This window comes from Streptococcus infantis (genome assembly GCF_047463275.1).
Classification (GTDB): domain Bacteria; phylum Bacillota; class Bacilli; order Lactobacillales; family Streptococcaceae; genus Streptococcus; species Streptococcus infantis_AF.
Genome location: NZ_JASHEE010000001.1, coordinates 496869 through 516710 on the forward strand (window position 1 = coordinate 496869; position 19842 = coordinate 516710).

The 19842-nt window shown below is 37.0% G+C and carries 9 protein-coding genes and 2 pseudogenes; 8 read left to right on the forward strand and 3 right to left on the reverse strand.

All coding sequences use genetic code 11. The features are described from left to right. Positions 1 to 42: 42 nt before the first annotated feature. The 7 genes and pseudogenes from rexB (at position 43) to QM923_RS02595 (ending at position 12404) form a co-directional block, all read left to right on the forward strand. A complete protein-coding gene (gene rexB / locus QM923_RS02565) occupies positions 43 to 3294 on the forward strand; it encodes an ATP-dependent nuclease subunit B (protein ID WP_414290751.1) in 3252 nt (1083 codons plus the stop codon). Then, positions 3291 to 6941, forward strand: a complete 3651-nt coding sequence (gene addA / locus QM923_RS02570; RefSeq protein ID WP_414290752.1) for a helicase-exonuclease AddAB subunit AddA — start codon at positions 3291 to 3293, stop codon at positions 6939 to 6941. Before rexB ends, addA begins: the two co-directional genes overlap by 4 nt. A gap of 89 nt (positions 6942 to 7030) precedes the next feature. Next, a complete protein-coding gene (locus QM923_RS02575; protein WP_006152239.1) occupies positions 7031 to 7528 on the forward strand; it encodes a YkgJ family cysteine cluster protein in 498 nt (165 codons plus the stop codon). 211 nt (positions 7529 to 7739) lie between these two features. After that, a pseudogene (locus QM923_RS02580) lies at positions 7740 to 8784 on the forward strand (glycosyltransferase). After that, the gene (locus tag QM923_RS02585) at positions 8781 to 9692 is read left to right on the forward strand and encodes a phosphodiester glycosidase family protein (protein WP_414290753.1); all 912 of its coding nucleotides are present in this window, start codon (positions 8781 to 8783) and stop codon (positions 9690 to 9692) included. The pseudogene QM923_RS02580 and the gene QM923_RS02585 overlap by 4 nt, the downstream one beginning before the upstream one ends. Further along, the gene (locus QM923_RS02590) at positions 9667 to 10092 is read left to right on the forward strand and encodes a hypothetical protein (protein ID WP_414290754.1); all 426 of its coding nucleotides are present in this window, start codon (positions 9667 to 9669) and stop codon (positions 10090 to 10092) included. The genes QM923_RS02585 and QM923_RS02590 overlap by 26 nt, the downstream gene beginning before the upstream one ends. Before the next feature lie 221 nt (positions 10093 to 10313). After that, positions 10314 to 12404 carry a glucosaminidase domain-containing protein gene (locus QM923_RS02595; RefSeq protein ID WP_414290755.1) on the forward strand — a complete coding sequence of 697 codons (2091 nt, stop codon included), beginning with the start codon at positions 10314 to 10316 and terminating at the stop codon, positions 12402 to 12404. A gap of 155 nt (positions 12405 to 12559) precedes the next feature. Here the strand turns inward: QM923_RS02595 and QM923_RS02600 are convergent, their stop codons facing one another. The 3 genes from QM923_RS02600 to QM923_RS02610 form a co-directional block, all read right to left on the reverse strand. Beyond that, complete coding sequence (locus QM923_RS02600) at positions 12560 to 14527, reverse strand: Gamma-glutamyltranspeptidase (RefSeq protein ID WP_414290756.1); 1968 nt, start codon at positions 14525 to 14527, stop codon at positions 12560 to 12562. Positions 14528 to 14872: 345 nt separating this feature from the next. Next, entirely contained in the window at positions 14873 to 17092 is a 2220-nt protein-coding gene (locus tag QM923_RS02605; protein WP_414290757.1) for an Ig-like domain-containing protein, read from the reverse strand. Between the two features lie 303 nt (positions 17093 to 17395). Further along, the gene (locus QM923_RS02610; protein WP_414290758.1) at positions 17396 to 19675 is read right to left on the reverse strand and encodes a family 16 glycosylhydrolase; all 2280 of its coding nucleotides are present in this window, start codon (positions 19673 to 19675) and stop codon (positions 17396 to 17398) included. Positions 19676 to 19716: 41 nt separating this feature from the next. On the opposite strand from QM923_RS02610, the pseudogene rpsE reads away from it, so the two are divergent. Then, a pseudogene (gene rpsE, locus QM923_RS02615) lies at positions 19717 to 19833 on the forward strand (30S ribosomal protein S5); the annotation flags it as partial. Between the last annotated feature and the right edge of the window lie 9 nt (positions 19834 to 19842).

Below are 19842 nucleotides of genomic sequence, written 5' to 3' on the forward strand. Positions count from 1 at the left end.
CATGGTATAATATAGAGTAATGAAAAAACAAACGAGGCAGAGATGAAACTACTGTATACCGATATTCGGACTTCTTTGACAGAAATCCTAACCAAGGAGGCTCAAGGACTAGTTGCCCAAGGCAAACGAGTCTTTTATATCGCCCCTAACTCTCTTTCTTTTGAAAAGGAACGTGCCGTGCTGGAGTGCTTGAGTCAGCAGGCTTCTTTTGCTATCACAGTCACGCGCTTCGCTCAAATGGCTCGTTATCTGGTTTTAAATGATATTCCTGAGAGGTCAAGTCTCGATGATATTGGTCTTGGTATGGCTTTCTATAAATGTCTGTCTGAGATAGATGCTAAGGATTTACGTGTTTACGGGGCTATTAAACAAGATCCGCAATTCATCCAGCAACTGATTGAGATTTATCATGAAATTTCAACTGCAAAGATGAGTTTTTTGGACTTGGAAAGTTTGACAGATGCTGATAAACGCTCTGATTTAATCTTGATTTTTGAAAAGATAACAGCATATTTAAATCAAGGTCAAGTTTCACAGGGGAGTCCATTATCCTATCTGATTGATGCTATCGAAGAAAACAAGGTTAGCAGTGATTTTAGTAAAATTGCCCTAGTCATTGATGGTTTTACTCGTTTTTCAGCAGAAGAGGAACACCTAGTGGATTTGCTCCATCGTAAGGGTGTTGAGATTATTATTGGTGTATATGCAACTAAGAAAGCATACACTAGTCCTTTTAGTGAAGGGAATCTCTATCAAGCTAGTGTTGAGTTTCTACGTCATTTAGCCTTTAAATATCAGACCAAGGCCGAAGATGCATGTCAAGAACACGGAAATCTTGATGCTTTTGCCAAGGCCTCAAAATTACTGGAAAGTGCTTATGATTATTCTGAAATTAGCTTAGAAGTGGATGCTAAGGATAGAGAAGACTTACAAATCTGGTCTTGTCTGACACAAAAAGAAGAGCTGGAGCTCGTTGCTCGTAGCATTCGCCAGAAATTGCACCAAGATCCTAAACTAAGCTACAAAAATTTTCGTATCTTACTAGGAGACGTAGAGTCTTATAAACTGTCTTTGCAGACAATTTTTAATCAATATCAGCTCCCTTTCTATCTGGGGAGAAGCGAGTCTATGGCTCATCATCCTTTGACTCAATTTGTAGAATCTGTGGGACGTCTCAAACGGTACTATTTCCGTCAGGAAGATTTGATTAATCTCTTGCGAACTGGCTTATATACCGACCTTACTCAAGAAGAAATCGATAGCTTTGAACAATATATCCGCTATTTAGGTATTGATGGTCTTTCTAACTTTAAACAAGAATTTACAAAAAATCATCATGGAAAATTTGATTTAGAAAAATTAAATGAGCTGCGTGTCCGTGTCCTAAATCCACTAGAAACTTTATTATCCAGTCGTAAGCAAAAGATTGAAAATATCCTTACAAAATGGAATAACTTTTTGAAGGATGCATCTGTGACCAAGCAATTACAATCCTTATCTGAAACGATGGATGCGACAGAGCAAGAAAGACAAGAAGAGGTCTGGAAAGCATTTTGCCACGTAATGGAGCAATTTGCGACCGTATTTGAGGGGACTCAGGTTGCTTTAGATGATTTCTTGGCTCTTCTTCATTCAGGGATGTCCTTATCAAATTATCGTACAATCCCTGCAACGGTAGATACGGTTCTGGTGCAAAGTTATGATTTGATTTCGCCTTTAACTTCTGATTACATCTATGCACTTGGCTTAACCCAGGATCATCTACCTAAAATTTCTCAAAACATGAGTTTATTGAGTGATGAAGAAAGAGAAGTACTGAACCAAAGGACTCAAGAAGGTTCTCAATTATTGATTGCTAGCCATGAAAATCTTAAGAAAAATCGCTATACCATGCTTTCTTTGGCAAACTCTGCTAAGAAGCAATTGGTCTTATCAGCGCCAAGTTTACTCAATGAAAGCGAGAGTAAAGAGTCGGTTTATCTGAAAGAATTGCAGGATTTTGGTTTTACCAAGATTGAAAAGAGAATCGATCGAAAAAACCTATCAAAGGATGATATTGGTTCTTATCACAGTCTTTTATCTAGTCTTGTTGCTTATCACCAGCAAGGTGATACGGAGACAAGTGAGCAAGACTTAACCTTTATTAAGGTTCTAGCTCGTGTCATGGGGAGAAAATTAGAAGATCAAGGTCTTGATAATCCTGTCCTACCGACAAGTCCAAAAAGTAAGACCTTAGCTACTGAAACTTTGGAAGCCTTGTATCCTCAAGATCAAGATTTCTATCTATCAACTTCGGGATTGACAGAGTTTTATCGAAACGAATACAGTTATTTCCTTCGATATGTCTTAGGCTTGCAGGAAGAATTGCGACTGCGACCTGATGCACGAAGTCATGGGAATTTCTTGCATCGTATTTTTGAACGGGCTATGAAACTTCCTATTGATACACCTTTTGACCGACGTTTAGAACAAGCAATCTCTGAAACCAGCCAGGAACGAGAGTTTCAAGCTATTTATCAAGAAAGTTTGGAAGCCCAATTAACCAAGGAAGTTCTTTTAGACGTTGCGCGTGCTACTGGGCATATACTTCGTCACAATTCTGAAATTGAAACCATTCAGGAAGAAGCAGTTTTTGGTGGTAAGGAACAAGCTTTTGTTCAGTTAGAAAACGGCAGAAATGTCTATGTCCGTGGTAAAGTTGACCGTATAGATCGCTTAAAAACCAGTGATGCAATTGGTGTTGTCGATTACAAATCTTCTCTAACTCAGTTTAACTTCCCTCTCTTTTATAACGGCCTTAATTCACAGTTACCGACCTATCTAGCTGCTCTTAGGAAAGAAGGAAATACCGACTTCTTTGGTGCCATGTATTTAGAGATGGCTGAGCCAGTTCAGTCCTTACAATCTGTTAAAACTCTTTCTAAGGCTTTAGCAGAAACGGCTAAGAGTATGAAATATCAAGGGCTATTTCTTGAAAAAGAAATAAAGAATCTTGGTGAACTATATAATAAAAACAAGACCTATCAGTTGTCTGATGAGGAATTCCAGTTATTGCTGGACTATAACGCCCTTATCTATAAGAAAGCTGCAGAGAAGATTTTATCTGGTAGATTTGCTATCAATCCTTACACAGAAGACGGCAGAAGTATTGCCCCTTATGTCCAACAATATCAGTCGATAACTGGTTTTGAAGCTAATTACCATTTAGGTCAGGCTAGATTGTTAGATAAGGTCGCTAAGAGCAATGATAAAGAAACATGGTTTAATAAAATTAGAGAGGAGTTGGAGCGATGAAATTTTTATCCCAAGAAGAGATTGAAAAGTTGCAAATAGAAGAAGCTCATTCTGACAAGAAACCCAAGAAAACTGCTGAGCAAATCCAAGCTATCTACAGTTCTGGTAAAAACATTCTGGTCTCAGCATCAGCTGGCTCAGGAAAAACCTTTGTCATGGCTGAACGAATTCTTGATCAACTAGCGCGTGGAGTAGAAATTCGCCAACTCTTTATCTCAACCTTTACGGTAAAGGCAGCAACCGAGTTAAAAGAACGCTTGGAAAAGAAAATCAGCCAACAAATCCAAGAGACTCAAGATATGGAGCTAAAAAAGCATCTTGGAAGACAATTAGCTGATTTACCAAACGCTGCTATCGGAACTATGGACTCTTTTACTCAGAAGTTTCTAGCTAAACATGGTTATCTGATTGACCTCGCCCCAAATTTCCGCATTCTTGAGAATGAAAGTGAGCAACTCCTCTTAAAAAACGAAGTCTTTCTGCAGGTTTTTGAAAAACACTACCAAGATAAGGAACAAGAACAGTTTAGTCAGTTGGTCAAGAACTTTGCGGGTAAAAGTAAGGATGCACGTGGATTGCGTAAACAGGTCTATATGATTTATGAGTTCTTACAATCCACTAGTAATCCTCAGGCTTGGCTAGAAAATTCTTTTCTAAAAGGCTTTGAAAAGGCTGATTTTACAAATTCTAAAGAGAAGTTGGCTCAAGACATTCAGCAAAGACTCTGGGATTTGGAAAGTTTCTTCCGTTACCATCTAGAGAATGATGCTAAGGAATTTGGGAAAGCAGCCTACTTAGAAGCTGTCCAACAAGTTCTTGATGAAATTGGAGCTTTAACCAACGAATCTACTTTTAATCAATATCAAGAAGTTCTAGAGCGAGTTGTGAGTATTTCTAAAGATAAGGGTGGCCGTTCTCTCACAAATGCTAGTCGCAAGGCTGAACTCCTAGAACTGAAAGAAGCGTACAACCAAGAGAGAAAAGACAAGTTTGAAAAGCTAATTTCACTAAATGACCAAATTACTTTATTGAAATTCCAGGAAAAATATCATCAAGAGTCTTGGGACTTGGCAAAGACTTTTCAAGTTTTCATGAGTGATTTTGTTGATGCCTATCGAAAGCGTAAACGCGAAGAGAATGCCTTTGAATTTGCGGATATTAGTCACTATACCATTGAGATATTGGAAAACTTCCCTCAAGTTCGAAAAGAGTATCAGGAACGTTTCCACGAAGTCATGGTCGATGAGTACCAAGATACCAACCATATCCAGGAAAGAATGTTGGAGCTTCTCTCTAACGGGCATAACCGTTTTATGGTGGGAGATATCAAGCAGTCTATTTATCGTTTTAGACAGGCAGATCCCCAAATCTTCAATGAAAAATTCCATAGTTTTGCTCAGGATAGCAAAGAAGGTCAATTAATACTGCTTAAGGAAAACTTCCGTAGTAGTTCAGAAGTGCTAAATGCTACCAATGACGTCTTTAAGCATCTCATGGATGAGGAAGTTGGAGAGATTTCTTATGACGGCATGCATCAACTTGTTTTCGGAAATACTGATTTACACCCAGATCCAGAAAACAATGCAGAAGTCCTCTTGTATGATAATGATGTTGATGGTGATTCTAAGGAAGAGGAAGAGTTTTCGACCAACAAACTAACTGGTGAAATGCGAATGGTCATTAAGGAGATATTGCATCTTCATAATGATAAAGGGGTTCCTTTTAATGACATTGCTCTCTTGACTGCCAGCAGAAGTCGGAATGACCAGGTTTTACTTGCTTTGTCGGAATATGGGATCCCAGCTAAAACGGATGGCGCTCTAAACAATTATTTGCAATCTTTAGAAGTACAGGTTATGTTGGATACTCTTCGTGTCATCCATAATCCTCTGCAAGACTTCGCTTTAGTAGCTCTCATGAAGTCTCCTATGTTTAGCTTTGATGAAGATGAATTGGCTCGTCTAGCTCTTCAAAATTCCGAGGATAAGGTTCAAGAAAACTTTTATGAGAAACTAGTCAATGCTCAAGCAAAAACTAGTATCCAAAAGGATTTAATTAAGCCTGAACTCCATAAAAAGCTTAACCTTTTCTTGGAAACTGTTAATTCTTGGCGTTTGTTCTCAAAAACTCATTCGCTTTATGACCTTATTTGGAAAATCTATAGCGAACGTTTCTATTATGATTATGTTGGTGCTTTACCAAATGGTCAAGCTAGACAGGCCAACCTCTATGCCCTAGCACTACGAGCTGACCAGTTTGAAAAGAGTAATTTTAAAGGCTTATCACGTTTCATAACTATGATTGATCAAGTCTTGGAAGCCAAGCACGACCTTGCCAGTGTCACTGTAGCTCCACCTAAGGATGCTGTGGAGCTTATGAGTATTCATAAGAGTAAGGGGCTTGAGTTCCCATATGTCTTTATTCTCAATATTGATCAGCAATTTAATAAGCAAGATTCCATGTCTGAAGTTATCCTTAGTCGTAAAAATGGCCTTGGTCTCAAGTATGTTGCTAGAGTAGCTACAAATGCAAAAGAGGAATATCTTCCATCTACGATTAAGTTATCCATTCCAAGCTTGACTTATAGTCAAAATGAGGAGGAGCTCCAATTAGCAAGCTATTCTGAGTTGATGCGTTTACTGTATGTAGCCATGACTCGTGCTGAGAAAAAACTTTATCTAGTCGGAAAGGGATCTAGGGAAAAGTTAGAGTCTAAAGAATACCCGACAAATGGGCAAGGTCTCCTAACTCGTCAAACCAGGTTAGATGCTCAAAATTTCCAGGACTGGATTTGGGCCATCTATCAAGCTTTTTCTAAAGAGAACTTACACTTTAGTGTTCGTTTCGAGGGTGAAGAACAACTGACAGAAGAAGCTATCGGTAAATTGGAAACTAAAAGCCAGCTCCAAGATCTTTCCCAGGCAAGCAACCGTCAGTCTGATGCCATTAAGGAAGCTTTACAAATGCTGAAAGAAGTGGAAGTGTATAATGAAATCCACCGTGCAGCGATTAATCTTCCGAGTGTTCAAACTCCAAGTCAGATTAAGAAGTTTTATGAACCAGTCATGGATATGGAAGGTGTAGTAGTAGCTGGTCAATCTAAACCAAAAGAAACTATGATTCAGTTTGAACTTCCAGACTTCTCCAAGACAGAAAAAGTCACTGGAGCTGAAATTGGTAGTGCTACTCATGAATTGATGCAACGAATCAATCTCTCTAAGAAACCTACTTTGGAAACCTTGACAGAAGCCTTGGAGCAAGTTCAGGCAACTTCAGCTGTTAAAGATAAAGTTAATCTCGAAAAAATCTTGTCCTTCTTTGATACAGCTCTTGGTCAAGAGATTCTAAAAAATCAAGATAAACTTTATCGAGAACAACCCTTCTCTATGTTAAAACGGGATGATAAGAGTCAGGAAGACTTTGTTGTTCGTGGGATTTTAGATGGTTATCTCCTCTATGAGGATAAAATTGTTCTCTTTGACTACAAGACAGATCATTATGAATTTCCAAGTCAACTGATTGAACGTTATAGAGGTCAATTATCTCTATATGCAGAAGCCTTGTCTCGTTCTTACCAAATAAATCAAGTTAAAAAATATTTAATCTTACTTGGAAAAGATATGGTTGAGGTGGTCGAAGTGAACTAATCTTGTATAAACTATTGCCTTAATGGCAGTAGTTTTTATTTATGTTCAGTTATGGTATACTAGTTTCAGAAAAGGATGTAAAAGAATCTATGTCAAAAGAAATCGATATCGAATACTATCACCAATTAGCTTTACAAAAGCAAAAAGAACATCGTAAATTTCTTGGAAATCTGAAAAAGAAAGCTCCAAAAAACCTAGATAAGATTGCCCTTGAAATTCACCAGGAAGTTTTTGAAGAAATTGATTGTACAGCCTGTGCCAACTGCTGCAAGAGCCTTGGACCAGATTTTAAAGAAGCAGATATCACACGCATTGCCAAGTATTTTAAAATGAAATTACCAGCCTTCGAAGATGAATTTCTACAGGTAGATGAAGACGGTGATAAGATCTTTAAGTCAATGCCATGTCCATTTCTCGGTGGCGATAATCTCTGTTCCATCTATGATGTCCGTCCCAAGGCTTGTAGAGAATTTCCACATACCGACCGTAAAAAGATTTATCAAATTAATAATCTGACTATCAAAAACACTTTAACCTGTCCTGCGGCCTATCTCTTTGTTGAGAAATTAAGAGATAAAATAGAATAAATAGTTTATTTTATAATAAATTCCATCCTCAAATTCATTTGCTATTTGAGGATTTTTTTGTATATTTATTAATATTTATTATCTTTGCTTTTTAAAGAAAATGAGTTCTAGTCTTAAAGTTTCTTTAACTTTTTCTTAAAGAAAACTGATATAAGGTATCTTTAAGCGATGTTATGTATAGTTATACCATCACTAAGAAAGGAGTGCCGGTATGAACTATATAGTAATTCCAGCTTATCAACCTGATAATAAACTTATCAAACTCATCGAAAAAATCCACGAAAAGAGTGATTTTCGTATTCTAGTTATCGACGACGGTAGTTCATCAAAGTGTCAAAATATCTTTGATAAAGCAGAACAATATGCTACGGTACTCCGTCACCAAGTGAACCAAGGTAAAGGCCAAGCGCTTAAAACGGCCTTTACTTATATCCAACAACAAAATAGCTATGGAACGGTTGTAACGGCAGATGCAGATGGACAACATAAGATTTGGGATATTTTCCGTACGGCTAACAAAGCTTCTGAAAATCCTAATAAGTTAATCTTGGGTGTGCGGGCCTTCACTGGTAAAGTACCCCTTCGTAGCCGTTTCGGAAATAGCTTAACAAAAGCACTCTTTAAAATACAAACAGGAGTAGGTGTAACAGATACACAAACTGGACTTCGTGCTTTTACAACAAATCTCATTCCTTTTATGTTGAAAATAGAGGGAAATCGTTACGAATACGAAATGAATATGTTACTTGAGGCTACTAAAGAATATCAAATTTTAGAAGTTCCCATTGAAACTGTCTATATCAATGATAATGAGGATTCACACTTCCGACCAATAAAAGATGGGCTCATGATTTATAAAAAATATCTTTAAATTTGCCTTATCATCTCTCAGTAGCTTTGTTGTAGACTATATCGTTTACGCTATTACAATCTTGTTTTTACCAACAGCGCCAACAAGTTTTCGAATTTTCCTAGCTAACGGACTAGCTCGTGTGACAAGCTCCATTTTTAACTACTCTACAAATAAAAAACTAGTCTTTAAAAACGACGATAGCCTTGTGAAAACAGGGATGGGGTACTTTGGTCTAGCAGTTGGACTCTTTGTTTTAGATACTCTGCTTATTCGTCTATTCTTTACTGTATTTGGTATCAACCTTCTGATTGCCAAAGTTATCGTCGGCGTCCTTCTCTTCGCTGTCTCTTGGACAGTGCAAAAGAAATTGATTTTTAAGGAAAGGACATCAACTGTATTATGAAATTTTTAAAGAAACCATATGCTTATGCCTCGGTTCTTGGTTTACTCTTGACAGGATCCTTTAGTTACTCAATGTTGAAAACTTTTGTACTCGCTGAGACTATTTCGACAGTAGCAACAACTAATACAAGTTCCGATACAGCTCAAGCTAGCCAAGCAGCTAAGACAGCAACAGTAACTAACTCAAGTTATAAGGACGAGAATATCTCTATCAATTTGACTGAAACGACGGTTAATCATACCCAAGTGTATGTTGCAGATGTTACAGTAAGTTCATCAGAATATCTAAAAACAGCATTTGCTCAAAACTCATTTGGAACAAACGTAACAGCTAAAACATCTGTCACTGCTGCAGATAATGATGCAATTTTAGCAGTCAATGGTGACTATTACGGTGCCAATTCTTCAGGTTATGTTATCCGTAATGGCGTTGTCTATCGTGATACTGTCCGTGAAAATTCTAATAATGGTGATTTAGCCATTTATAAAGATGGTTCTTTCAAGATTATTTACGAGGATCAGATTTCAGCTGACCAACTAGTCAAAGACGGAGTTGTTAATCTCTTAGCTTTTGGTCCTGCCTTGGTTGAAAATGGTGAAGTAGTAGTAGGAAAAAACCAAGAAGTTGGACAAGCTATGGCTTCGAATCCACGTACAGCTATTGGTATTATCGACGAAAACCACTACATTATTGTAGTTTCTGACGGACGTACTTCTGAAAGTGAAGGTCTCTCTTTGTACCAACTAGCTGAGGTTATGAAATCCTATGGTGCAAAAACTGCCTACAACCTTGATGGTGGTGGATCCTCTACACTTTACTTCAACGGTCAGGTTATCAATAAACCAACGACTGGAGGAAACAAAATTTCAGAAAGGGCGGTGAGTGATATTGTCTACATCGGTTATTAATCTTGGTAAAAAACGTTTTAAGAAAACAGTCATCTCTTATACACTAATTACGATTTTCTTCTTTGCTTTTTCTAGAATTTATGAAGCATTTAGTTTTGGAGAGACATCAGTTTACATGCATTACTTGTTCACCGTACCTCTGGTCGGTGGGATAATACTAGCAATCTTGCTCAAAGTCCTTCCATATTTTTCCAGAATTAGCCTTAATTTATGGAATTCGGCAGTAGCTATTATTACAACAGGGACACTATTCCGAGGTATTGTCAATCTTTCTGGTCGTTCAACCACACTTGATGCACCATACTGGTATGTCGGTATCAGTTTTGCAATCTTAGCCATTCTATCTATTATTATACATCCACTTCTAACTAATAAAACTAGCAGAGTAATAGAGAGTTAATTATTGATAATACAAAAAAAGTAGTCGAACAATATCAGAACGACTACTTTTTGTTGACTTTTATTTCTAAATTGTTTTAACAATATTACAACTTTCTTTCTTCTTAAAGACCTTACTTTTATAATTAAAATTATATTGTATAATAAAGTGGATAAATGTTGTCTTTAAAACGATAAGTAAGAAGTAAAAAATTTAGGGAATATAAAATTGAAAGGTTAAAAATGAAAAAGATATTACTAGCAAGTACTGTTGTTCTTTCCATTGCAGGTATTTCAAAAACAACAGTATTGGCTGAAGAAAACCAAGCTACAAATAAAATAGAAAGTTCTGACAAAACTGTAGCAAATAGAACTAGTAAGGATAATAAAGAGATAAAGCAAGCTCAAGGTCAAGAGCAGAACGATAAACAGAATCAGAACGAAACACAAAACAAGGCAGAAAAGGATTCTTCTCAAACCACACAGAAACAAGAAACAGCCCTTACCAAGGATAACTCTTCAACAGAAGAAATTACTGAAGAGGTCAACAAAGAAGGTTGGCAAAAAGAGAATGGCCAATGGCGTTATTATGAAAATAAAAAGGCTGTCAAAAATTGGAAGAAGATTGCTGGAGTTTGGTATTATTTTAACCAGGATGGTACCATGCTTAGCAATACTGTCTTTAACGACTATCTTTTCAATAAGAGTGGAGCCCTAGCGGAATCATCATGGGTAAAACTTGAAAATAAATGGTATTATGCGACTGAAGAAGGAAAAGTAACTCGAAATAAATGGGCTAGTATTTCTGGAGATTGGTATCGTTTTGATCAAGACGGTATCATGCTTAGTAATGTCATTTACGAAGACTATTTGTTCAATAGTAGTGGAGCTTTAGTAATTAACACTTGGACTAAAATTGGTGATAAATGGTACTATGGTAATCAAGATGGGAAAATTCTTCGTAATAAGTGGGAAAAAATTAAGAACATCTGGTATTATTTTGACCAAAATGGTGCCATGCTCAGTGATACGATTTACAAAGAGTATCTCTTCACCAAGAGTGGAGCCTTAGCTGAATCATCATGGGTTAAAATTTCTAACAAGTGGTATTACGCTGACGCCTCTGGTAAGATAACTAGAAATAAATGGGAAAAAATTAAAGACCGTTGGTATTACTTTGATGCGGAAGGTGTAATGGAAAGTAGCACCTGGAAAAAGAAATACTATTTAAAAGATAGTGGTGCCATGGCTCAAAGTGAATGGTTTTTTGACAAACAGTACAATAGCTGGTTCTACTTAAAACCAGATGGGACTTATGCTGAAAATCAATGGCAAGGGTCCTACTATCTTAAATCAGGTGGCTATATGGCCAAAAATGAGTGGATTTTTGATAACTCATACAATGCTTGGTATTATCTGAAAGAAGATGGACTATATGCTACTGGAACTCTTAAAATCAAAGGTAAAGATTATAGTTTCGAGAATAATGGAAAATGGATCTCTAATCCATCTACGTCAACTTACTATAAGGTAAAACCAATAACAGCCTATGTTTATAGTGCTTCTGGAGCAAGACTTAGCTATATTTCGCAAGGTTCTATCGTTGCTGTTTCTGCCTCAGGAGCTCAAGGAGAAAGACTACCCGTTCAGATTTCTGGACTTTCAGGCTTTATGAATAAGAGTGACCTTGTAGCTGTAAATGCTAGCGATGAGTTTATTCCTCATTATACGAGTGACGGTCGTTACGTTTATCACGAGTTATCACCATATACAAGCGTTCGTGTAGCACCTCATAGTTCATCTATGGCTATTGGTAAAAAATACTATTCAGCGGATGGTGTTAACTTTGATACCTTTAAAGTCGAGAATCCATTCCTCTATAGAGACTTAAGAAAGCCAACCAATTATACAGCAGCTGAACTAGATAAAGCTTATTCTCTTATGAATATTAACGGAAGTCGTCTCGCAGGTAAAGGAGAGGTCTTCAAAGAAGCAGAGAAACGTTATCAGGTCAATGCACTCTATCTCATGGCTCACAGCGCTCTAGAAAGTGCATGGGGACGTAGTCAGATTGCTAAGGATAAGAATAACTTCTTTGGTATTGCTGCCTATGATACAACTCCATATGATTCAGCAAAGAGTTTTGACAATGTCGACAAAGGAATCTTGGGGGCAGCTAAATGGATCCGAGAGAATTATATTGATGAAGGTAGAACTCATCTTGGTAATAAATCATCTGGAATGAACACTCTTTACGCTTCTGATCCATATTGGGGTGAAAAGATTGCAAGTATCATGATGACTATCAATAGTAAACTTGGTGAAAAGGACTAAAATATTTTAAAATCGATGACTATAAAATGGTTATCGATTTTTGTTTGTCTTAATGATCATGAAACAAAAAGAGGATTTACCTTTTAGTAAACCCTTTTTCTGTTTATGAACTTAAATCATCTAAAATTAGTCCACTTTAATTTTGTTCATTAAAATTAGTTATTTTTAGATTTAAGTGAATTTCTAACAACTAGAATTGATGAAACAAGGATGATAGTACCAAGAATTGTTACAAATGTTCCTTTTCTTTCACCAGTTTCTGGAAGCCCTGGTTTATCCTTAGTTGTAGTTACTGTAGTTTTAGGCTCTTCAGTAGTTGTAGTTGAAGTAGTCTTAGGCTCTTCAGTTGTAGTTGTTGTGCTTGAAGTAGTCTTAGACTCTTCAGTTGTAGTTGTTGTGCTTGAAGTAGTCTTAGACTCTTCAGTTGTAGTTGTTGTGCTTGAAGTAGTCTTAGGTTCTTCAGTTGTGGTTGTTGAAGTAGTCTTAGGCTCTTCAGTTGTGGTTGTTGAAGTAGTCTTAGGTTCTTCAGTGGTTGTAGTTGAAGTAGTCTTAGGCTCTTCAGTTGTAGTTGTTGTGCTTGAAGTAGTCTTAGGCTCTTCAGTTGTGGTTGTTGTAGTTGAAGTAGTCTTAGGTTCTTCAGTTGTAGTACTTGAAGTAGTCTTAGGTTCTTCAGTTGTGGTTGTTGAAGTAGTTGTAGGCTCTTCAGTTGTTGTAGTTGAAGTAGTTGTAGACTCTTCAGTCGTAGTTGTTGAAGTAGTCTTAGGTTCTTCAGTTGTGGTTGTTGAAGTAGTTGTAGGTTCTTCAGTTGTTGTAGTTGAAGTAGTCTTAGGTTCTTCAGTTGTGGTTGTTGAAGTAGTTGTAGGTTCTTCAGTTGTTGTAGTTGAAGTAGTTGTAGACTCTTCAGTTGTTGTAGTTGAAGTAGTTGTAGACTCTTCAGTCGTAGTTGTTGAAGTAGTTGTAGGCTCTTCAGTTGTTGTAGTTGAAGTAGTTGTAGGCTCTTCAGTTGTTGTAGTTGAAGTAGTTGTAGACTCTTCAGTCGTAGTTGTTGAAGTAGTTGTAGACTCTTCAGTCGTAGTTGTTGAAGTAGTTGTTACTGTTTCTTCAGTCGTTGTAGTAGTTGTAGTTGTAGTTTGATCGCCATCCACACCACCGTTTGCATTGATGTTTGCCACAGATGCGTTTACCTCTTTGGCCACAACCGCAGTTTCACCTTTGACTTGGTACCAAACTTTTGTGTTGTTTTTGAAGTCTTTTTGGTTTTCATTTTCTACTTTTGTGCGATAGAAAATAAGAACTCCAGTCTTGTTGATCAAGTCTTTAGGAATCGTTACAGTGATTTTTCCAGAAGCATCCACTGTAAATGTTGATCCAGGGAAAGCGGCTTTGAAGTCTTTAATCGCTGTATCGCCACCATAGTAGCCAGGTTTGTTTCCTGTTGTTGTAATGCTAAAGCTGTCTGTCACCAATTTGTGTCCGCCTTGCACTTCGTCTTCGACACGAACGTCGCCATCCACTTCTAAGTTCATCGCGTTAATCGTTAATGTCCAAAGAATGTGTTCAGGGTCGTCAGCGTGCATATCCCCAGCTTTTAAGTAGAATGGAGCGCTGTTTACGCCAGTCGCCATTTTCTTAACGCTTAAATCAACTGTCTTATCTCCACTGATGATAGTAAATTTACCAACATGTTCTTTATCAGTTGCTGTATTATTATGAACTTCAATCTCAAATTCACCCCAACCACGGATGTTTTGAAGGTTTTTGATAGCTTCGTTAAAAGTAACGGTAGCAGAGCCATCAGTAATGACCATGTCACCAACGTAAGTTCCTTCAATGCTTAGAGGAATAGTCTTTTTAAAACCTACCCCAAAGACTGTACCAGAACTAGTCCAATTAACTTTTAATGTATCACCTGGTTGGATTTTTTGTGCGTGCTCGTCAAATGTAAACTTAACAGTTGTTTGTCCACCATCTGTGATTTCATTTGATGAAACAGTCAGTGAGCTAATATTATTACTGACATCTCCAGCTTTTACCACATCAGACTGAGAAAATACTATGAATAATAAGGGTAAAAATACAAGAAAGAAGACTTTTGTAAGTCTACTTAGATTATTTTTTTTCATTTCCTTCTCCTATTTGTCTCCAAATTTTTACACTTATTTGTATGTTAAAACTAAAACTTACAAATACATGCATAATTATATAGGTTATTTTTTTCAAGACAACACTACTAAAAATGCACCTCCTACTAGTCAATTATCAAAAAAATATCCTATAAAGTGAATTATATCACAAATAAATAAGACTTCAAGTATTTAACTGTTTTAAGTATAAAATTATATTAAATTCGCTGAAAAAATTTAAATATTTACTTTGAACAATGCTTGTAAGCAATGATTCATTCGTCGAGGAAATGAAAAAGGACTATTTTTGAAATAGTCCTTTAGATAGTTAATCAATCTTTAACCTTATTCTTTTTCATTTTTACGTAAGAATGCAATAGCACCTATTGATGAAATGAGAGTTATAAATCCAATGATAGTAACCAATGTTCCTTTTCCTTCACCGGTATTTGGAAGTCCTGGTTTGTCATTTGTTGTTGTGACTGTAGATTTTGGTTCTTCAGTTGTAGTTGTTGTAGTTGAAGTAGTCTTAGGTTCTTCAGTTGTAGTTGTAGTACTTGAAGTGGTCTTAGGCTCTTCAGTTGTAGTTGTAGTACTTGAAGTGGTCTTAGGTTCTTCAGTTGTGGTTGTTGAAGTAGTTGTAGGCTCTTCAGTCGTAGTTGTTGTAGTTGAAGTAGTCTTAGGTTCTTCAGTTGTAGTTGTTGTGCTTGAAGTAGTCTTAGGTTCTTCAGTTGTAGTTGTTGTAGTTGAAGTAGTCGTAGGCTCTTCTGTTGTTGTAGTTGTAGAAGTAGTCGTAGTTGGCTCTTCAGTTGTAGTTGTTGTAGAAGTAGTCGTAGTTGGCTCTTCTGTTGTTGTAGTTGTAGAAGTAGTCGTAGTAGGCTCTTCTGTTGTTGTAGTTGTAGAAGTAGTCGTAGTAGGCTCTTCAGTTGTAGTTGTTGTAGAAGTAGTCGTAGTAGGCTCTTCAGTTGTAGTTGTAGAAGTAGTCGTAGTAGGCTCTTCTGTTGTAGTTGTTGTAGAAGTAGTCGTAGTAGGCTCTTCTGTTGTTGTAGTTGTAGAAGTAGTCGTAGTAGGCTCTTCTGTTGTTGTAGTTGTAGAAGTAGTCGTAGTTGGCCCTTCTGTCGTTGTTGTCGTTGAAGTAGTCGTTGGCTCTTCTGTTGTTGTAGTTGTAGAAGTAGTTGTAGTAGGCTCTTCTGTTGTTGTAGTTGTAGAAGTAGTCGTTGTAGTAGTTGAAGTAGTTGTAGGCTCTTCAGTTGTAGTTGTAGTCGTTGTGGTTGTTTCTTCTTTTGGATTTACGATTGTTTTAGTCGCTGAACGCTCAGCTCCAAAATCGTCAACGTTAACTTCTGTATCTGCAACTTTGATAACATAACCTGATGGTGCTTCAACTTCAGTGATGGTATATTTGTCTTTTAACAGTTTGTTAACAGCAATATTACCATTATCATCTGATACAAACTCACCAATAACTTGGTTATTAGCTTGACGAACTACTTTAAACTTAGCACCCTTAAGTGGTTGATTCGCCTCATCTACTTTATGGATATTGATTGAGTAAACATAACCAAGACCAGCACCACCAGCAATTTGAACTGCAGCAGCATTAGTTATGCTGTTACTTTCAATACCAACACCTTTAAGAGTTGCATCATTTTTCAAGACCTCACCATCGACAGGGTCGTAATTTAAACGTACTTTATAATTAATACGATACTGATCTTGATCTGTAATGTCCCCTAATTCGATAACGAAGGATTGGCCGTCTTCACTAACTGTAATCTTGTGTTGGTCTGTCACATCAACGCTGTTTGAGAATACCCATTCACCAGTTTCGAAAGAGAATTTACCTTTCATAACCTTAATGCTATCTTTTACATAAGAAGCATTTGTAAATTGCAAGTGGTCCTCAATCGTTACACCTTTGATGTTTTGTTTTGTACGATTGACTGAAATAGTATATTGGACCTCTCTTGGGTCATTAGAGTTAACCCAACTAGTCTTTGTTAAAACTTTTGGATCTCCATCTCCGATACCTTTAAATGTAATCTTCCCAGCAGGTCTTGTTTCTTTGTTTATCGTAATCTCAATTGGAATTTCTCCTTGTTGAGGGTGTTTTTTGAAATCGACACGAGCATAAAAGAAGAAAGAGCCATTTGTATCGTCGTGTTTTTCAACATAATCCGTATAAGTTAAAGAAATGGACTTGTTATCCGCATTTACTTTAGCGTAAGCGATAATCTCATTTGTATTGATATCTTTAATTTCGAATGATTGTGAAGTAACCACCAAAGCGTCTGGTACAGTCATAACAGTAGTATCCCCTGCTTTGACATTTTTTCCAGTTAAATCAAAATTTGCATTGATACGGAATGTAGCCCATTGACCTAAATCCCAAGTTAGATCTCCACCTTCATTATTTACAACTTTGACATCTGTAATAGCATCTACAAATTTTCCAGTTACTGAAACCTCAGGAGTTTCAGCAAAGATACTACTATAACCTAATGAAAGTAAAGAAGTTAGTAAGCACACCAAAAATGCAACTATTCTTATTTTTTTCTTATTCATGTTTCTCCCTTTCTATTGAAGATAGAATAAACTAAACGGTTGATAAATATAGAATGATAAATCTAGTAGATAAACAACTAAAAAATATATTTTTAGATAAGAAACTTTTCGCCTCCTTCTATTCTGTTAATAAAAAGCACCTTTTACGTTAATTATATCACATGTTGATATGCTTAGCAAGTTTATATGTGTTTGATTGCTTAAATATCATCAATTAACTAAAAAGGACTCAGTCCTGTGCAATACAGAACTAAATCCTTTGTGTGAATTATTTGTCTAACTTTTTGGGGTCAGTAATAAGAGTTAATCTTTTCTATTTTTACGAATATAGACTACTACTAAAATAGTACTAACAAGAAGTAGAACACCAATAACTTTAGTTAATGTACCAGTATGTTCACCAGTAGATGGCAGTGTATCTTTCTTATTATTGTGTTCAGAAACGCTGTAATTTTCACCCGCTACAGAAACTTTATCAGTAGTCACAGGAGCTTCATGAGTAGTTACAGGAGCTTCATGAGTAGTTACAGGAGCTTCATCAGTAGTTACAGGAGCTTCATCAGTAGTTACAGGAGCTTCATCAGTAGTTACAGGAGCTTCATCAGTAGTTACAGGAGCTTCATGAGTAGTTACAGGAGCTTCATCAGTAGTCACTGGAGCTTCATGAGTAGTTACAGGAGCTTCATCAGTAGTCACAGGAGCTTCATGAGTAGTTACAGGAGCTTCATGAGTAGTTACAGGAGCTTCATGAGTAGTTACAGGAGCTTCATGAGTAGTTACAGGAGCTTCATGAGTAGTTACAGGAGCTTCATCAGTAGTCACAGGAACTTCATCAGTAGTCACAGGAACTTCATCAGTAGTCACAGGAGCTTCATGAGTAGTTACAGGAGCTTCATGAGTAGTTACAGGAGCTTTATCAGTAGTTACAGGAACTTCTGTTGTAGTCGTAGTTGGCTCTTCTGTTGTAGTAGTTGTAGAAGTAGTCGTTGGCTCTTCTGTTGTAGTAGTTGTAGAAGTAGTCGTTGTAGTTGGCTCTTCTGTTGTAGTTGTAGAAGTAGTCGTTGTAGTTAGCTCTTCTGTTGTTGTTGTAGAAGTAGTCGTTGTAGTTGGCTCTTCTGTTGTAGTTGTAGAAGTAGTCGTTGTTGTTGGCTCTTCTGTTGTAGTTGTAGAAGTAGTCGTTGTAGTTGGCTCTTCTGTTGTAGTTGTAGAAGTAGTCGTTGTTGTTGGCTCTTCTGTTGTAGTTGTAGAAGTAGTCGTAGTTGGCTCTTCTGTTGTAGTTGTAGAAGTAGTCGTTGTTGTAGTTGGCTCTTCTGTTGTAGTTGTAGAAGTAGTCGTTGTTGTAGTTGGCTCTTCTGTTGTAGTTGTAGAAGTAGTCGTTGTTGGCTCTTCTGTTGTAGTTGTAGAAGTAGTCGTAGTTGGCTCTTCTGTTGTAGTTGTAGAAGTAGTCGTTGTTGGCTCTTCTGTTGTAGTTGTAGAAGTAGTCGTAGTTGGCTCTTCTGTTGTAGTTGTAGAAGTAGTCGTAGTTGACTCTTCTGTTGTTGTTTCTTCAGGCTGCCAAACGCGTACATAATCTACAAGCATATCAGAACGCGAACCGTCTCGATAACTATCAATATGTTTAGTAGCATCGGTGAAGTCACGTGGACTATTTTTTCCATCTTTAAGAAATGATCCTCCAACAATATGAGTAAATCGAAGAGCCATTGTGTTATCTGGGTCTACAAAAGGAGTTTTCACATTCAGTTTATTATAATCAACTGTGTGAACTGGTTTACCGTCATAAAAAAAAGTCATTTTATTACTTTGTTTTAGGACGCCATATGTATGAAAATCAGTTTGTGTGTCACCATTATTAGGGATACGCTTTGCGTTCTGTTGACTATAATCAGCACCAACTTTAAACGGTGAATGAACATTAGCTTGTAAGTAATTCGGATCATATCCTTTAGATTCTAGGATATCAATTTCACCACTAGCAGGCCAATCTGGATACTTTGTACCAAACATCCAGAATGCTGACCAGGAAGACTCACTCATAGGCAATTTGACACGAGCTTCAGCATAATAATCACCCTTAAACGCTACCTTAACATTGCCATTAGAATCCACGGTTTGGATTGCGCCAGATGTGAATGGAGCAGGATATTCTTCTATAACCTTACCATCTTTATCTTTTCTCGTGTTTGTTCGAGGAACTGTTTCCATTTGTTTGGTTTCTGGATTCCATTTTTCGCGTGTTGGTGAGTAACGAGCTGTAAGATGCAAGACACCATCAGACACTGAAACATTTTCTGGTTTATCAGTAAAATGCATTTGAGTTTTTGCTCTAGTATCGAAAGCCGAATACAGATAACCCCATTTTGTTTGGTTTAACTCATTTCCGTTAAACTCATCATTCCAGAGCACGTTGTAATTACTAGGTACTCCTTCAGGCAATGTATACTTAGGTGCTTCACTACCTGTACCAGACTCAGCGTAGGCTGTGTTGATTGAAGTAAAAAAGTTACTACTTAAAATAGTACTGGCACCTAATATGATTAGTCCTGTCCTAAATTTTTTGTACTTACTAGGAATATTTTTCATAATTATCCTCCTAATTCCAAATTTTTAAATGATAAATTCAACTTGGTTCTAACACTCCAATCAACATTGTTCGTGCAACTGTTGAAGGTTTGAAACAATTGAAACGCGCTGAAGAAGTTGCTGCCCTTCGTGGTATTTCAGTTTCTGATTTGGCATAAGAAAGGGGA

What these genes read in the sequence shown, in the direction of transcription:
- rexB (WP_414290751.1), top strand. Translation starts at nt 43, where the DNA reads ATGAAACTACTGTATACCGATATTCGGACTTCTTTGACAGAAATCCTA.
- addA (WP_414290752.1), top strand. Translation starts at nt 3,291, where the DNA reads ATGAAATTTTTATCCCAAGAAGAGATTGAAAAGTTGCAAATAGAAGAA.
- QM923_RS02575 (WP_006152239.1), top strand. Translation starts at nt 7,031, where the DNA reads ATGTCAAAAGAAATCGATATCGAATACTATCACCAATTAGCTTTACAA.
- QM923_RS02585 (WP_414290753.1), top strand. Translation starts at nt 8,781, where the DNA reads ATGAAATTTTTAAAGAAACCATATGCTTATGCCTCGGTTCTTGGTTTA.
- QM923_RS02595 (WP_414290755.1), top strand. Translation starts at nt 10,314, where the DNA reads ATGAAAAAGATATTACTAGCAAGTACTGTTGTTCTTTCCATTGCAGGT.
- QM923_RS02600 (WP_414290756.1), bottom strand. Translation starts at nt 14,527, where the DNA reads ATGAAAAAAAATAATCTAAGTAGACTTACAAAAGTCTTCTTTCTTGTA.
- QM923_RS02605 (WP_414290757.1), bottom strand. Translation starts at nt 17,092, where the DNA reads ATGAATAAGAAAAAAATAAGAATAGTTGCATTTTTGGTGTGCTTACTA.
- QM923_RS02610 (WP_414290758.1), bottom strand. Translation starts at nt 19,675, where the DNA reads ATGAAAAATATTCCTAGTAAGTACAAAAAATTTAGGACAGGACTAATC.